Below are 15,312 nucleotides of genomic sequence, written 5' to 3'. Positions count from 1 at the left end.
ACCAGCCGAATTAAATTTCGCAGCAGGTGGGGTTGATTAAATCGATTACGGTCACATGCCCTTCACCCAGATGGGGAGGCTTCACGTTTGTTTCACGCACCAAGCCTCACACTCATCTCGTACCCAATCACAGGAGCATGAAATGAACAAGGCAAGCGTAATCGGTCTGTTGACCCTGATGTCCATCTCTTCTTTCACCATGGCGGCCTTCACAGGTCCGCAGGAGCAGAACAAGGTATCCGTTGCCCAGTTGAAGGATCTGGCTGATGACAGCTGGGCCACCCTGGAGGGTAACCTGGTCAAGCACCTGGGCGGCGAGAACTATATGTTCCGCGATGCCAGTGGCGAAGTGGAAGTGGAAGTGGATCAGGATGTGTGGCGCGGCACCGAAGTGGGCCCGGACGATCTGATCCGTATCCGTGGTGAAGTGGACCACAGCTGGAACAAGACCGAAGTGGAAGTGGAGAGCCTGGAGAAGGTAGGCGCCACACCGCAGAGCAAGGGTGGGTTTATCGCCAAGTAAGGTACAACCGCAGCACAGGTCATATGTAAAAAGGGCGCCTCCAAAGAGGCGCCCTTCTGTTTTGGCCGCTAGCCGGTCCGGGCCAGTGTGCGTTTGAACCCCTTTTCGGCCTGATTGACCTTGTAGAGGTAGCGGCGTGCTTCCGCCTTGGGATGCTGCTCTGTCAGGATCTGGTAGACCACCTCTGGCGAGAGCCGGTTGATCTTGCCAGGCGCCGCCTTGCGGTCGTTGGAGAAGGTGTTCAGCACCCCGCCTGCACCACCGTTGTAAGCCGAGATGACGGCATAGCGACGGGAGAGCGGGTCCTGGATATCCGCCAGATAGACGGTCTGCAACAGATGCAGGTAGGCGGTTCCCACGTCTATGTTGTAGGCCGGATTGAACAGATCATCCCGGGTTGGCTGGCCATTCTTGCCCTTGACCCTTACATAGACATCCCGTCCTGCGGTGGCCGGGATCACCTGCATCAGGCCGTAGGCATTGGCGTGGCTGACCGCATAGGGGTTGAAACTGCTCTCTGTCTTGATCACCGCATAGATCAGGCTCTCTGCCACCCCGTACTTGCGGGACGCTTGACGAATGATGCTTGCGTACTTGTAACCCCGCTTGTCTTCATGGTTGGCCACCATGGGAATATCGACGAAGAAGATGGTACGGATCCCCAGAGTGCGTTTTTTCATCGCCGTACTGAGCAGGTAGTCGGCGTAACGCTCGGCGCGCCAGTCGAATCGGATCGGCTGCCCCTGGTTGTCCAGCACCTGACCATAGAGGAAGGGCTCGCCACCGGGCAGGATTTCCCGATCGGAGTACAGATCCACCTCAGCCGGATCGTCCGGAGTCAGCAGTGTCTCTATGATGGCGCGGCGCAGGTGAGCCTGGGGGTCGAGTCCGGAGACCGTCTCCACCATGATGTGGCCGCTGGAGAAGTCGATGTGGGCACGGCTCTTGTACTGATCCGTGTATTTGACATAGTCAAATTTGCCCGCAAACAGCGCTTCACGCCCCCATATCTCGTTCACGTTATGGGAGAGCGCGCTGATCATGTGTTCGAAACCGCGAATGTCCTTGCCGTTGACCAGGGTGTCATCCTCGCTCCCGCTGGGCTTGGGGGAAGATGAGCAGGCAGAGAGAAACAGCAGGGTGCAAAGCAGCCAAAAAATTCGGCCCATAGGATCCTCAAACAGGGCGGCGAAGCCGCCCGTCATTCATTGGCTGTGAGCTAAGAGATGCATAGCCGTCGCTGGCTCACAGGTACAACTCATTGGCTGGGAGGGGTATAACCATCGATGGCCACTTCGCCCGCTTCAAACAGGTAGCTCACCATCTCTTTTTCCAGCAGCTGACGATGCTCCAGGTTCATCATGTTCAGCTTCTTCTCGTTGATCAGCATCACCTGCTTCTTCTGCCATTCGGTCCAGGCTTCCTTGCTGATGTTGTCAAAAATCCGCTTGCCGAGTTCACCGGGGTAGAGTTGGAAATCCAGGCCCGGGCCCTCTTTTTTCAGGCGTTGGCAAAATACAGTACGGCTCATGTTGACCTCTATGGTTGTAAGTCCGGGTAGGCAAGCAGGCGGGCCGTGGCGGCTGCCAGTCCCACCTCTGCAGGATGGCGTAAGTTATACCAGAGTCGGTTATCCGCTTCCATGAGCTGGGGGGCAGGTGGCGCATCCATTTCAATCAGAAAAGGCTGAATATCGAGATGGAAGTGGCTGAATGTATGCCTAAATCCGCTCAGCTCCCGATAATCATGCCCGCTCAGCCCGAGCCGCTGCAAGAGTCCGTCGATTTCGGCTGGTGACTCCACCTGCGGGAAGCAGTAGAGCCCGCCCCAGATCCCCTGCGGCGGCCGCTTCTCCAGTAGCAGCTCGTCGCCGTGACGAATGAGCAGCATGATGCCGGTGCGGGCCGGAATGCTCTTCTTCGGCTTTGAGTTGGGGTAGGCAGTGGGCTTGCCCTGCGACAGCCCCTGGCAATCGGTCTGCACCGGGCAGCGGTCACAGGCGGGCTTGCTGCGGGTGCAGACGGTGGCCCCCATGTCCATCATGGCCTGGTTGTAGTGGGCCACGCCGAGTTTGGGGGTGAGGCGGATGGCGAGCTCCCACAGATCGTTCTCCACCTGTTTCTGGCCGGGCCAGCCCGGCAGCGCCAGCCAGCGGGTGAGTACCCGCTTTACGTTGCCATCCAGAATGGCGTGGGGTTGCCCAAGGGACAGGGAGAGCACAGCACCTGCGGTGGAGCGGCCAATGCCGGGCAGGGCCATCACCTCTTCCAGCCGTTCCGGAAACAGGCCGTCATGCAGATCGCGGATCTGCTGTGCCGCCTTGTGCAGGTTGCGGGCCCGGGCGTAATAGCCGAGCCCGGTCCAGTGGTGCAGCACCTCGTCGATGGGTGCGTCAGCCAGGGCCTGCACGTCGGGGAAGCGGGCCATGAAGCGTTGATAATAGGGGATCACGGTGGCGACCTGGGTCTGCTGCAGCATGATTTCGGAGACCCAGACCCGATAGGGGGTCTTGTCTTGCTGCCAGGGCAGTGTCTTGCGGCCATGGACCTGATACCAGTCGAGGATCCGGGTGGCGAAGGTCGCGTTGTCTGAGTTGTTCACATTATGCTCATGTTATTGATTAAAAAGGGGAGCTCTCGGGCTCCCTCTTGAAATTGACATCAGGTCAGCGGGGCTGCCCCGGTTTTTGGATAACGATTGGATCAGCCGCGCCAGTCCTGCAGTGCCTTGAGGCTGGCGTTCTGACCCGCCACCTGCAATATGATGTAGTCCTGTGCTATGGCGATCAGGGTCACCCCGGAGGCGACCTCGCTCCCCTCGCGAAACTCACGTCCGTTCAGCATCACGGCCCGTTTGGCCGGATTGGAAGAGAATACGTGGGAGCCGTAGGAGAGGGCGGGGATCCGTTGCTTCAGCTCCAGCGGCAGGGCGCTGATCGGCATGGCCTGCGCCTCGGGTTGAGCCTGCGGTACAGCCTCTTCCATCAGCGGCGTGTTGTTGAGGGCATTCATGATGCGCTCGGCCAGCCCCTGGCTGCTGTCGGCAGCCGGCGTTTTGTTCTCGGGCACCGCTCTGGGACGGACCACGGGTTCAGGCAGTGGCGGGGGCAGCGGGCGGGTAATCATGGGCCTGGGCTCGATGCGCACGAAGGGGGGAGTGACTACCTCTTTCACTTCGATTGTCTTCTCGATGGGGCGGTTGTTGAGCAGGTGCCAGCCATAGTTGGCGCCTGCGCCCATCAGCAGAGCAAAGGGGGCCAGCAGCCACCAGATCCAGCGCCGGTTCTGTTCCTCTTCCTGGGTGACGGGCAACCCCATCGCCGGAATATGCGAGGTGAACTGGGGCTGATCGGCCCGGCGCAGCGCCTTGAGCAGGGTAGACATCAGGAAGCCTCCTCGGACAGTGTGACCATGGACTCGTCGTCCATGGCATCCAGTTTGGCCGGCGTGCCGGTGCGCTTGGACTCATCTTCCAGTCTGGGCATAGGTTCACCGGCCATCACATTGAGACGCAGCAGGGTATTGCTGCCGGCTATGCCGTCCGGATTGAGCCCTTGCTCGCGCTGGAATTGTTGCAGCTTGTTCTTGAGCTCGGCATCGAAGCGACGCACCTTGCGATCCGGCTGTTGCAGGGCGCGGCTGAGAGCGTTGTCCAGCCACTGTACCTGGGTCGCGCCGGCATTGTTGCCGATCAGGGCGACGCCGCCCTTGGGCATGCGCCACAGCAGGGTGTAGCTGCCGCCCCAGAAGTCGGACAGCCACTGCCTGTCCACTTGCCAGCTCTGGTTGCCGATGAGCAGGTTGGCTTTGTCCGGCCCCAGGCTCACCAGAGTCGCGTAGTAGATGCCGCCGGTTTCGTCGGTCAGGCTGATGAGGGCCGGGTGCTGCAGGGGCTGCAGATCCGCCAGCGAGGCGTCGCCCTCCTGGCAGCGCAAGCCGGCGCGCGGTGCGTTGTCGCAGGTCGCCTCTTCCAGTTCAGTCTGGTAACCCCACACCTTGTAGAGATTCTGCATGGCGCTATCCGGCTCCAGCGCCTGATTGATGGCGCGGGTCAGCTGCTCCTGCTGCTCAGGGGTGTCGTCTACCTTGACCGGCACCTCCACCTTGATCACGGGGCGCTCGGGGAAGAAGCCGAAGAACTGCCAGCCCCACCAGCCGGTGGCGACCAGCAAGGCCCCAGCCAGAGCGACCATGAGGCCGGACTGCCAGGTGCCCTCGTCGCGAATGCCGCTCACCTCATAGGCCGCCAGGCTGATATCGCCGTGAACTATCTTGTGGCTGCCACGGGCGAAGGCGGCGATCAGGGCGCGATCGCAGATAAGGTTGATGAGGCGGGGAATGCCGCCCGAGAGGCGGTGCAGGGTCTGAGTCGCCTTGGGGGTAAAAATGGGCTGGACGCAGCCTGCGACCTGCAACCGGAAGCGCACATAGGCATCCACGTCCTGATGCGAAAGGGGCAACAGGTGGTAACGGGCCGTGATGCGCTGGGCCAGTTGGCGCAGCAGGGGCTGGCGCAGCATCTGTTGCAGCTCGGGCTGGCCGATGAGTACCACTTGCAGCAGCTTTTTCTCGTCGGTTTCCAGGTTGGTGAGCAGACGCAGTTGCTCCAGCACACCGGGCAGCAGATGCTGGGCTTCATCCACCAGCACAACGCTGCGCTTGCCTGCCGCCAGGTTGGCCAGCAAGTGATCGCGAATGAGATCGAACAGCAGCTTGAGGCCGGCGTCCTTGTCGTACGACAGCTGGAACTCGTCGCAGATGGCCGCCAGCAGGTCACGCTCGGTCAGGGATGGATTGAGGATGTAGGCGATCTCGGTCTTGGCCGGCAACTGCTGCAACAGGCAACGGGAGACGGTGGTTTTACCTGTTCCCACTTCCCCGGTCAGCAGCACGAAGCCGCCGCCATCCTGCAACCCGTAGTTGAGATGGGCCAAGGCTTCCCCGTGACGTTCACTCATATAGAGATATTTGGGGTTGGGCGAGATGGAGAACGGGGGCTCCGACAGACCGAAGAACTGTGTGTACATAAGGATCCATTCCATTGTTATGGGCGGCAGGTTAAAGCCTCCCCACTGGGATGTCAAAGACCCGGATGCCATAAGGGGGGCTGGCGCCTGCCTTGCTCCACTTTGGCGTTTTGAGCGGGGCCAAGGGATCGAAAGCGCCGCCATGGTATGGACCGGGAGGTGAGTGCACCTGCTGGCGAAAGCTGTAGTTTGTGGCACGGCAGGGTTATCGCCGGTGAGGCGGGGAGCAGGCATAGTCTCTGCTGGCTAAACCGGTATAATCGAGGCAGGTTTATCAAGGGAGACGCAGATTGCAGACTTATCTGGTTGGGGGCGCAGTGCGGGATCGCCTGCTGGGATTGCCGCAAGGGGACAGAGACCACCTGGTGGTGGGGGCAACCGTGGAGCAGATGCTGGCGCTGGGGTTCAGTCAGGTTGGCCGGGATTTCCCCGTGTTTCTCCATCCCAAGACCCAGCAGGAGTACGCACTGGCTCGCACCGAACGCAAGCAGGGCCGCGGTTACACCGGGTTTGTCTGCCACGCATCCCCCGAGGTGACGCTGGAGCAGGATCTGCTGCGCCGGGATCTCACCATCAATGCCATCGCAGAGGATGAAGAGGGCAGGCTGCACGACCCCTACGGCGGTATCCAGGATCTGGAACAGCGTATGCTGCGTCACGTCTCCCCGGCCTTTGCCGAGGATCCGCTGCGCATCTTGCGGGTTGCCCGTTTCGCCGCCCGCTTCCACGCCCAGGGCTTCGTGGTGGCCCCCGAGACGCTGGCGCTGATGCGCGAGATGACCGACGCCGGCGAGCTGGCTCATCTGACCCCAGAGCGGGTCTGGAAGGAGCTGGAGAAGGTGCTGCTGGGGCAGACTCCTCAGGTCTTCTTCGAGGTGCTGCGTGAATGTGGCGCCCTCAAGGCGCTGTTCCCCGAGCTGGACGCCCTGTTCGGTGTGCCGGCGCCCGCCAAGTGGCATCCGGAGATCGACACCGGTATCCATACGCTTATGGTGCTGGCGCAGGCGTGTCGTCTCTCCCCCGAGCTGGCGGTGCGCTTCGCCGCCCTGTGTCATGACTTTGGCAAGGGACTGACTCCACCTGCCTTCTGGCCGAGCCACCACGGTCACGGCCAGAAGGGACTGCCGCTGATCCGCGACTTTTGCGAGCGCTTTCGGGTGCCGAACGACTGCCGCGATCTGGCGTTGCTGGTGAGCGATCTGCACACCCATATCCACATCGCCTTCGAACTAAAGCCCGCGACCCTGCTCAAGGTGTTCGACAAGGCGGATGCCTGGCGCAGACCCGAGCGTTTCGCCCAGCTGCTGGACGCCTGCCGCGCCGACTTCCACGGTCGTACCGGCTTCGAGGAGCGGGTCTATGCCGAGCCCGACTATGTGGCACAGGCGCTCGGCGCGGCCCAGGCCGTGCCCGTGAAGGATATAGTGGCAGCCGGTTTCAAGGGAGAGGCCATTCGCGAGCAGCTCGCCAAGCGTCGGTTCGATGCCATCAGTCGGGTGCGCGATGAGTGGACTTTCATCGACGAGGAGTAGCGTCTTCTGCCGCCAGATATAAAAAAAACCGGGTCAGTGACCCGGGCTTTTTTGCTGCCGTTTGCGTCAAGAGAAGCAGACTTGCAGCACGTAGAAGATGAGGATGGACAGAATGGCACCGGCGGGCAGGGTAATGATCCAGGAGACCACTATGTTGCGCAGCACGCCCAGGTTCAGGGCGGCGATGCCACGGGCCAGACCGACACCCATGACGGCACCGACCAGGGTCTGGGTGGTGGAGATGGGCAGACCGGTACCGGAGGCAATCACCACGGTCGCGGCAGTTGCCAGCTGGGCGGCGAAACCACGGCTCGGGGTCAGATGAGTGATACCGGTACCGACCGTTGCCATTACCTTTCCGCCCATGGTCGCCAGACCGATGACGATACCTATGCCACCAAGGGGCAGGATCCACCAGGCGATGGAGGACTGACCGGCGATCTCGCCACCTGACGCCACAATGGAGGCGACAGCAGAGAGCGGACCTATGGCGTTGGCCACGTCGTTGGAGCCGTGAGCAAAGGCCATGGCACAGGCAGTGATCACCATCAGGATGCCAAATACTTTCTCCACGTTGGCGAAGTGCATCTTGCTGTCATCTTGCGGGTTGTACTTCTGGCCGCGAATGTAGAGCCAGCCGGCAAACGCCACAGCGATGGAAATGATGATGGAGAGCAGGATACCTTCACCATCGCTCAGGTGCAGACCGACGTGAGTCAGCCCCTTCTTGATGGTGACCAGACAAATCACCAGCGCTGTCAGGAACATGTAGAAGGGCACGTAACGCTTGGCGTTGGCCAGAGGATCATCTGTGTTGAAGATGAGCTTCTGCACGCTGATGAACATGAAGTAGGCGATGATGCCGGAGATGGCCGGAGTGATGATCCAGGAACCGACGATGCCGCCGAACTTGTTCCATTGCACCGCTTCCGGACCTATGCTGACCACGGCAAAGCCGACGATGGCACCTATGATGGAGTGGGTAGTCGAGACAGGCCAGCCAAAGTAGGAGGCCAGTATCAACCAGGAGCCCGCCGCCAGCAGAGAGGCGATCATGCCGAGCACCAGCAGATCCGGCGTATCGGCAAAGGCGTTGGTATCTATGATGCCATTGCGGATGGTGGCGGTCACTTCACCGCCCGCCAGATACGCACCGGCAAACTCGAAGATCATGGCGATGATGATTGCCTGACGTATGGTCAGGGACTTGGTGCCGACCGATGTGCCCATGGCGTTGGCCACGTCATTCGCGCCTATACCCCAGGCCATCAAAAAGCCGAACAAGGCCGCCACGAGCACCAGAGTAGTGCCGTAATTCGCGATAATGTCCATTAATAGTGTTTACCCAGTCAGTCGATTACGAACGAGCCAGCATCAGTTCCAGACGGGCGCCAACGCGCTCGGCCTGGTCTGCCAGGTCACCTACCCATTCGAGGATCTTGTAGAGGAACATAACGTCGATCGGATTGTACTTCTGCTCAACGGCTTGCAGCTGTTGGCGCAGCCCGATCTGCATGGTGTCAGTATCGTCCTCGATAAGATCCAGTTGGTGGATCATCTCGGCAACCATTTCAACTTCTCGTCCTTTGAAGCCGGTTTCGAGCAGCTCATCGAGTTCTCCGATGGCTTTTTCGGCTTGGGCGGTCGCATCGATACAACGTTTGAGATAGGCCATGAAACCGGCACGCATCTCGGCAGGGAATTCCATTCGACGGCCAAGCATGCGACCGGAGATATCCTTGGCACGGTTGGCAATCTTGTCTTGTTGGGTCAGCAGCTCCAGCAGGTCGGTACGGGCGACCGGCAGGAAGAGACCACGAGGCAGTTTCAGACGAATTTCACGTTTGAGGATGTCGGCCTCTTTTTCCAGCTGGGCGATATGTTCCCGAATCTTCTCGGCATCTTCCCAACGGTCTTCGGCCACGGCATCAAAGAAGGGGATGAGCTGCTCGCAGCACACGTGAACCTTGACGATATGCTTCTGTAACGGCTTGATGGGGGACTTGGCAAAAAGCCCCAAAATAGTATTTACTGGCATGGTCAAACCTGTGTCGGTGAAAAAACACTCGATACGATGTTATGAGGCGCGCATGGTAACCGAACTGCGCCATCAATAAAACCGTGAATTAATCCTGATGTATCGCAGGCATTATATCCTCGCGTTCAGTATCATGCCCCCCCAAGTTGCCTGCCAGCCCGGAATGACTATGCAAACTGAGATCGAGATAAAGTTTTTTGTCTCACAAGATATTCAACAATCATTATCCAACCTGCTGAATTCTATTGAAATTAGATCGAATGCCCAGGTGGAACTTGGCAATGTCTATTTTGATACGCCGACCCTGGATTTACGTCGGCTCGAAATGGGATTACGTATTCGTCGCAGTGACGATTTTGCCGAGCAGACGATTAAATGCCGGGGTCAGGTGGTGGGAGGATTGCACGCCAGGCCTGAATATAATGCCCCTGTGCATGGGGATGTTCCGCTGCTATCTGCCTTTCCGGAAGATATCTTCCCGAGTCTGTCTGTCCGCGACGAGATCCAGGGCAAGCTGGTTGCCCAGTTCCGTACCGATTTCCTGCGTCGTCACTGGCTGATTGCCTTCGAGGGAGCCGAGATCGAGCTGGCCTGGGATCAGGGCGAGATCGTCGGCTCGCTGGGAAAAACGGCCATCAACGAGCTGGAACTTGAGCTTAAATCCGGCGATGCCAGCGCCCTGTTCGCGCTGGCAGAACGGCTTGCCGGGCTGGGGGGGGGTCAGGCTGGGCGCGCAATCCAAGGCGCAGCGCGGCTATCGGTTGGCAGGGCTCGGCAAGCCGCTGGCGTTGCAGCTGCTGCCTGAGCCCAATGAGAGCGATGCCAAGGCACGCATCACCCTCGGCTTGCAACACTGGCAGCATCACGAACAGTACTGGCTGGAACAGGCGGACCCCGAGCAGCGACGCCTGGCGCTGCAAGAGATCCGGCAAAGTATTGCGCTTGTCATCGAGGCGGCCGGCATGCTGGTGGCACCGACCTGGCTGGATGCCTTGATCGCGCAGTCCGCCCATCTGGCCTTGCTGGCGCAAGACGTGGCCGAACCTGAATGGCAGATGGCACTGTCTGCTCTCTTCCATCGGGCTGACTATGTGCGGCTCCAACTGGCCATCGCCGCCTGGTTGCACGCAACTGCATGATGCTTGTGCCCGGCAGGCGTGACGGGTAGTGACGAAAAAGGTGAGCCCGGGCTCACCTTTTTCATGGTCGACACGCTCATCACAGGTGAAGGCTTCAGACTTGGGTGTAGACCAGTCCTGTGCTGCGAACCATGTCTTCCCCCTGGCAGAGTTGCGCCAGCCCGCTGGTGTCACAGGGCTGGCCGTTGTGCTCGATACAGAACTCGAATCGGGTCTGGGACTTGATGGGGCTATGGTCCGGATTGGCGGTAGTCGCCTGCCACTGCCACTGTTGCAGCGTCTCGATGGCGACCTCGCTGAACTGTTCGTCACTGCGAGCCAGTACGCGGATCTGCTCGGCTTGACCCGCTTCATTGATCACATACTCGAGTGAGGTGCATCCCATCTTTTCGGCCAGAATGGCCTCCTTGGGGTAGCGTGACTCCACTCTGGTCAGGGGGGTCCACTGGGCATTCACATCCGTGATGTTGCTCAGGGGGAGTGAGGTGAGGTGCACGCTCTGGGTCTGGTGACTGCAACCGGTCAATACGCACAGGGCGCCCAGTAAAAGAGTGGCTTTCATGTTCGCTTCCCTTCGTTCGCTTTATTGTTCCTGGCGGGGGCCGCCCGCCGCTCGGCAGGGTTATTAATAAAATATTCAGCTACGAATGAAAACCCTTTCCGGGCGGCAGGCCATAAAAAACCGCCTTTCGGCGGTCTTTTCATCTTTTTCCTACTCAATAGTAGCTAATGTCATCCGAGCTCGGTCTGGTCTTGAAGCGGCGATGTAGCCACATGTACTGCTCGGGTGCCTTGCGTACTGCGGCCTCTATCTCTTTGTTGGCACGGGTGGCATCGACCACGTCATCGCCGCTGGGGTAGTCCGCCAGAGGGGCGCCTATGTGCAAGACGTAGCCCTCTTTGGTGCGAATGTTATAGCAGGGCAGGGTAACTGTGTTTTTCACCCGGGCCAGGGTGGCAGTCCCCGTTATGGTGGCCGCCTGCTCAACGGCGAAGTAGGGGACGAACACGCTGGCGTGGGAGCCGTAGTCGTGATCAGGGGCATACCAGAGGGCATCGCCGTTGCGCAGCGCCTTGATCATTCCCTTCACGTCCATGCGGTCCACCAGATACTTGTTGGAGGCGCAGCGACCGTGGTACTGGGCATATTCCAGGACAGGATTGGTGTTGGGGCGGTAGACGCCGACCCCCGGCCTGACCAGGCCGAAGCAGCGGGCGTTGAGCTCCAGCGTCAGAAAATGGCAGGAGAGCAGCAGCATGCCCTGACCTTTTTCCATGGCTGCGATGACGTGCTCTTCCCCTTCTACCTTCATCAGATTGCGCATGCGCCAGTCGGGCCAGAACCAGGCCATACCCACTTCGAAGATGGCGCAGCCAACGCTTTCGAAATTCTGCCTGAGCAGCTTCTCCCGCTCATCCTTGGTCAATTCCGGCATGGTCAGTTCAAGGTTGCGGCGGGCAATTTTGACGCGGGATTTCAACAATACGCGGGCCAGGGTGCCCAGTTGACGGCCCAACCACATCTGGCTGCGCCAGGGCAACAATACCAGCAGCCAAAGCAGGCTGAGGCCAATCCAGCTCCCCCAGTAACGGGGATGGAACAGATGGGGTTCGAGGCGGGGGGCGTGTTCGTGGGCCATGAAAAATCTCTTGTTCGCAATCGCCATGATCTGGAGAGTCCAGCCAAAAAGGGGAGGCGATAAAGGCTCGTGGATATCCTGATTGGATAGTTTTACTGGCAATCGGGGGATTCTAGCCGAAAAGCGGGGTCGGGTGCGAATGGCCTCTCGCCTGGTCAGAGCTGACATGGCTGGTCTATGTTTGCTCACTGTGTCGGCTCACGGTAGCGAAGCAGGGCCGCGTGCTTTTTTCACACCCCGCAAAAGAGTGTGATAAAATCGGCGGCTGATTTTTCAGGTTTTGAGAGTCGATACAGATGAAAATCACCCTGCCCGAGTTTGGAAAAGCCCGCGTTCTGGTCGTTGGCGATGTCATGTTGGACCGCTATTGGCATGGCCCCACCGGCCGGATATCGCCCGAGGCACCGGTGCCCGTGGTCAAGGTTGAGCACATTGAGGAGCGCCCGGGTGGCGCCGCCAACGTGGCCCTCAACTCCGCCGCTCTGGGCGCCCATGCCGTTCTGCTTGGCCTGACCGGTCAGGATGAAGCGGCCGATGCCCTTGCTGGTCAGATGGCTGGCGTCAAGGTCGCCTGTGATTTCGTTCGTCTGGCCGACTATCCGACCATCACCAAGCTGCGGGTGCTCTCCCGCAACCAGCAACTGCTGCGCCTCGACTTCGAAGAGGCTTTCCACGATGTCGATTCCACTCTGCTGATGAACAAGGTGGAGCAGGCGTTGCCCAGCAGCGACGTGATGATCCTCTCCGATTATGGCAAGGGTGCCCTCAACGACGTACCCGGCATGATCCAGCGTGCCCGTGCTGCCGGTATTCCTGTGCTGGTCGATCCCAAGGGGACCGAGTTTGAGAAATATCGCGGCGCCACCCTGCTGACCCCCAACATGTCCGAGTTCGAGGCCGTGGTGGGCAAGGTGAAGGGTGAAGAGGATCTGGTCGCCAAGGGACTGGCGCTGGTCAAGCGTTTCGAGCTGGAAGCCCTGCTGGTCACCCGTTCCGAAAACGGCATGACCCTGATCCGCGAAGGCCAGCCCGAGCTGCACCTGCCAGCCCAGGCCCACGAGGTCTATGACGTGACCGGTGCCGGTGATACCGTCATCTCCACCCTGGCCACCTCGCTGGCCGCCGGCATGAGCTTGGACGAGGCCTGTGCCCTGGCCAATACCGCCGCCGGTATCGTGGTCGGCAAGCTGGGTACTTCCACCGTCAGCCCGGTGGAGCTTGCCAATGCGCTCTACACCGAGCAGGAGACCGGCTTTGGCGTCATGTCCGAGGCTCAGCTCAAGATTGCCGTGCAGGCTGCCCGTCTGCGTGGCGAGAAGGTGGTGATGACCAACGGTTGCTTCGACATACTGCACGCCGGTCACGTCTCCTACCTCGCCAATGCTGGCAAGCTGGGGGATCGCCTGATAGTGGCGGTCAATACCGATGGCTCCGTTCGTCGCCTGAAAGGACCCGGTCGTCCGGTCAATTCGACCGACCGTCGCATGGCTGTGCTGGCCGGGTTGGGCGCCGTGGATTGGGTGGTGCCTTTCGCCGAAGATACGCCCCAGCGGCTGATCGCCGAAGTGCTGCCCGACCTGCTGGTCAAGGGGGGGGACTACAAGCCGAAGGATATCGCCGGTTATGATGAAGTGACCGCCAACGGCGGTGAAGTGCGCGTGCTCAACTTCGAAGATGGCTGTTCCACCAGCGACATCATCAAGACCATCCGCGAACGCGGATGAGTCAAAACCCGGCCCAGGCCGGGTTTTTTATGTCTGGCATGCACCGGAGTATGGAAGTCTCGCGGCGTTCACCAGCCTGCGGCAAGAGAACCGGCTGGTGCGGGCAACAGAAAGCGGATAACAAAAAGGCGACCCTGGGGTCGCCTTTTTGCTGGATGCGCGTCGGGATCAGGACTTGTTCTTGACCTGAGCGGCAGGTATCAGTCCCTGGTTTACTTCTTCCAGATCTTTCTGCTCCAGCGTGCCGGCGGCCTGCTTGAGGGAGAGGATGCTGAGAATGTAGTTGTAACGGGCTTCGGAGAGTTTCTGCTTGGCCTGGTAGAGCTTGCGGGTAGAGTCCAGCACGTCGACTATGGTGCGGGTACCGACTTCATAGCCCGCTTCGGTGGCCTTGAGGGCGCTGTCGGCGGAGATGACGGACTGGCCGTAGGCGCGTACCGAACCTATGCTGGCGTTCACGTTGTTATAGGAGGAGCGTACTGTGCTCTGCACAGAGCGGAAGCTGCGCTCCAGCTGCTCGCTGGCCGCCACATAGTTGAACTGGGACTGCTTGACCTGGGAGGTGGTCGCGCCACCCGTGTAGAGCGGCAGCTTGAAGTTCAGGCCTATGTTGCCCTGATTGCTGTTGCTCTCGGGGTTGCGGATCTCGTCCTTGTAATCGCTATAGGTGCTGGAGAGACCGGCACCCAGATCCAGCGTCGGCTCGTGACCGGTCTTGGCCAGATCGATCTGCTCCTTGGCGATATCCTTGCCGATGCGGGCGCTGTGCAGTTGCAGGTTCTTGTCCAGTGCCAGCTCCAGCCATTTGTCGGAGTTGAACGGCGTCTTCTGCGGGCTGAAACGCTCAGTGTTGAGTACGTCCAGCTGACGGTGGTCGATGCCGGTCAGCTCGCGCAGACTCTCGTAGCTGTTGTCCAGCGTGTTCTCGGCATTGATCTCGTCCGCCAGTGCCTGATCGCGCTCGGCTTCAGCCTCATGCACGTCCGTGATGGCGGTCAGGCCCACTTCGAAGCGCTGCTGGGTCTGTTCCAGCTGACGTTCTACGGCGGCCTTGTTGGCGCGGACGAATTCCAGGGTGTCCATTGCCTTGAGCACGTTGAAATAGGCCTGGGCGGTGCGCAGCATCAGATTCTGTATTTCGAGGTTGTAGGCCACATCGGACTGGGTGGCGCTCTTCTCGGTCAGGTCCAGGTTGACCCAGTTGCTGCGACGATAGATAGATTGATCCAGCGAGAGGGAGCCAGTAGCGTTGCTGTTGGTCTGGGTATCACCCTTGTTTTGCAGGTAGTTCAGGCCGGCTCCCAGATTGATTTGCGGCAAGAGGGCTGCGCGGGATTCATTGATCTTCTCGAAGGCTTGGTCACGCTTGGCCTTGGATTCCTGCAGTTGGGTGTCCTTGATCTGGGCTTGTTGGTAAATATCGAGCAGGTTCTCGGCGTGGGCGCCGGCGCTGACGCCCAGCAACACCATGGCTGACAAGAGTGTTCTTTTCATAGATCGTTTTAACCTTATGTATTAACCCAAAGCTGTCGCTGGATGAAGGAGGGGTATTGTCACTGAGCAAGCTTGATTTCAGCTTAATCACTCTACTATAAGCAAAATATTATGATAACTGTCTCTTTTCCAGCGACAGGAACGTCAAGCACGAGGGGGAGTTTTCTCCCCCTCGTGCCTAAATAACTGATCCTAA

13 protein-coding genes and 1 pseudogene are annotated in these 15,312 nt (G+C 59.6%); 4 read left to right on the top strand and 10 right to left on the bottom strand.

Features of this window, described 5'->3' with window-relative positions; genetic code table 11:
* Positions 1-142 precede the first annotated feature (142 nt).
* Positions 143-523, top strand: coding sequence for a YgiW/YdeI family stress tolerance OB fold protein (locus AXW79_RS05130; RefSeq protein ID WP_005313975.1), 381 nt, complete (start codon positions 143-145; stop codon positions 521-523).
* Positions 524-591: 68 nt separating this feature from the next.
* Here AXW79_RS05130 and mltC read toward each other — a convergent pair whose 3' ends face one another.
* The 5 genes from mltC to AXW79_RS05105 form a co-directional block, all read right to left on the bottom strand.
* Entirely contained in the window at positions 592-1,692 is a 1,101-nt protein-coding gene (mltC, locus tag AXW79_RS05125; protein ID WP_011898309.1) for a membrane-bound lytic murein transglycosylase MltC, read from the bottom strand.
* Between the two features lie 89 nt (positions 1,693-1,781).
* Entirely contained in the window at positions 1,782-2,054 is a 273-nt protein-coding gene (locus AXW79_RS05120) for an oxidative damage protection protein (protein ID WP_005313967.1), read from the bottom strand.
* Between the two features lie 8 nt (positions 2,055-2,062).
* A complete protein-coding gene (gene mutY, locus AXW79_RS05115) occupies positions 2,063-3,124 on the bottom strand; it encodes an A/G-specific adenine glycosylase (protein WP_005313963.1) in 1,062 nt (353 codons plus the stop codon).
* 101 nt (positions 3,125-3,225) lie between these two features.
* Entirely contained in the window at positions 3,226-3,906 is a 681-nt protein-coding gene (gene exeB, locus AXW79_RS05110) for a GspB family T2SS assembly factor variant ExeB (RefSeq protein ID WP_005313960.1), read from the bottom strand.
* A complete protein-coding gene (locus tag AXW79_RS05105; RefSeq protein ID WP_005313959.1) occupies positions 3,906-5,549 on the bottom strand; it encodes an ExeA family protein in 1,644 nt (547 codons plus the stop codon). The genes exeB and AXW79_RS05105 overlap by 1 nt, the downstream gene beginning before the upstream one ends.
* A 290-nt stretch (positions 5,550-5,839) precedes the next feature.
* Between AXW79_RS05105 and AXW79_RS05100 the strand changes: the two genes are divergently transcribed.
* Positions 5,840-7,081, top strand: coding sequence for a multifunctional CCA addition/repair protein (locus AXW79_RS05100; protein ID WP_005313956.1), 1,242 nt, complete (start codon positions 5,840-5,842; stop codon positions 7,079-7,081).
* Between the two features lie 66 nt (positions 7,082-7,147).
* Here AXW79_RS05100 and AXW79_RS05095 read toward each other — a convergent pair whose 3' ends face one another.
* Positions 7,148-8,413, bottom strand: coding sequence for an inorganic phosphate transporter (locus AXW79_RS05095; protein ID WP_005313952.1), 1,266 nt, complete (start codon positions 8,411-8,413; stop codon positions 7,148-7,150).
* Positions 8,414-8,438: 25 nt separating this feature from the next.
* Positions 8,439-9,119 (bottom strand): TIGR00153 family protein, encoded by a 681-nt coding sequence (locus tag AXW79_RS05090; protein WP_005313948.1) that lies wholly within the window; start codon positions 9,117-9,119, stop codon positions 8,439-8,441.
* Positions 9,120-9,288: 169 nt separating this feature from the next.
* Here AXW79_RS05090 and AXW79_RS05085 point away from each other — a divergent pair.
* Positions 9,289-10,258: pseudogene (locus tag AXW79_RS05085) on the top strand (CYTH domain-containing protein).
* 94 nt (positions 10,259-10,352) lie between these two features.
* Here AXW79_RS05085 and AXW79_RS05080 read toward each other — a convergent pair.
* A complete protein-coding gene (locus AXW79_RS05080; RefSeq protein WP_005313945.1) occupies positions 10,353-10,820 on the bottom strand; it encodes an energy transducer TonB in 468 nt (155 codons plus the stop codon).
* A gap of 154 nt (positions 10,821-10,974) precedes the next feature.
* A complete protein-coding gene (gene lpxL / locus AXW79_RS05075) occupies positions 10,975-11,898 on the bottom strand; it encodes an LpxL/LpxP family Kdo(2)-lipid IV(A) lauroyl/palmitoleoyl acyltransferase (protein WP_005313942.1) in 924 nt (307 codons plus the stop codon).
* A 296-nt stretch (positions 11,899-12,194) separates the two neighbouring features.
* Between lpxL and hldE the strand changes: the two genes are divergently transcribed.
* Entirely contained in the window at positions 12,195-13,622 is a 1,428-nt protein-coding gene (gene hldE / locus AXW79_RS05070; protein WP_005313939.1) for a bifunctional D-glycero-beta-D-manno-heptose-7-phosphate kinase/D-glycero-beta-D-manno-heptose 1-phosphate adenylyltransferase HldE, read from the top strand.
* A gap of 168 nt (positions 13,623-13,790) precedes the next feature.
* On the opposite strand, the gene tolC is transcribed toward hldE, so the two are convergent.
* A complete protein-coding gene (gene tolC, locus AXW79_RS05065) occupies positions 13,791-15,116 on the bottom strand; it encodes an outer membrane channel protein TolC (RefSeq protein WP_011898310.1) in 1,326 nt (441 codons plus the stop codon).
* Positions 15,117-15,312: the final 196 nt, after the last annotated feature.

Origin of the sequence: Aeromonas salmonicida subsp. salmonicida, from assembly GCF_001643305.1 — a bacterium.
Taxonomy (GTDB): domain Bacteria; phylum Pseudomonadota; class Gammaproteobacteria; order Enterobacterales; family Aeromonadaceae; genus Aeromonas; species Aeromonas salmonicida.
The sequence above is the reverse complement of the archived record's forward strand: the minus strand, read 5'-3'. Positions and strand labels throughout refer to the sequence as shown.

Coding starts and splice junctions, on each gene's coding strand:
- AXW79_RS05130 (WP_005313975.1), top strand. CDS start 143: ATGAACAAGGCAAGCGTAATCGGTCTGTTGACCCTGATGTCCATCTCT.
- mltC (WP_011898309.1), bottom strand. CDS start 1,692: ATGGGCCGAATTTTTTGGCTGCTTTGCACCCTGCTGTTTCTCTCTGCC.
- AXW79_RS05120 (WP_005313967.1), bottom strand. CDS start 2,054: ATGAGCCGTACTGTATTTTGCCAACGCCTGAAAAAAGAGGGCCCGGGC.
- exeB (WP_005313960.1), bottom strand. CDS start 3,906: ATGTCTACCCTGCTCAAGGCGCTGCGCCGGGCCGATCAGCCCCAGTTC.
- AXW79_RS05105 (WP_005313959.1), bottom strand. CDS start 5,549: ATGTACACACAGTTCTTCGGTCTGTCGGAGCCCCCGTTCTCCATCTCG.
- AXW79_RS05095 (WP_005313952.1), bottom strand. CDS start 8,413: ATGGACATTATCGCGAATTACGGCACTACTCTGGTGCTCGTGGCGGCC.
- AXW79_RS05090 (WP_005313948.1), bottom strand. CDS start 9,119: ATGCCAGTAAATACTATTTTGGGGCTTTTTGCCAAGTCCCCCATCAAG.
- AXW79_RS05080 (WP_005313945.1), bottom strand. CDS start 10,820: ATGAAAGCCACTCTTTTACTGGGCGCCCTGTGCGTATTGACCGGTTGC.
- lpxL (WP_005313942.1), bottom strand. CDS start 11,898: ATGGCCCACGAACACGCCCCCCGCCTCGAACCCCATCTGTTCCATCCC.
- hldE (WP_005313939.1), top strand. CDS start 12,195: ATGAAAATCACCCTGCCCGAGTTTGGAAAAGCCCGCGTTCTGGTCGTT.
- tolC (WP_011898310.1), bottom strand. CDS start 15,116: ATGAAAAGAACACTCTTGTCAGCCATGGTGTTGCTGGGCGTCAGCGCC.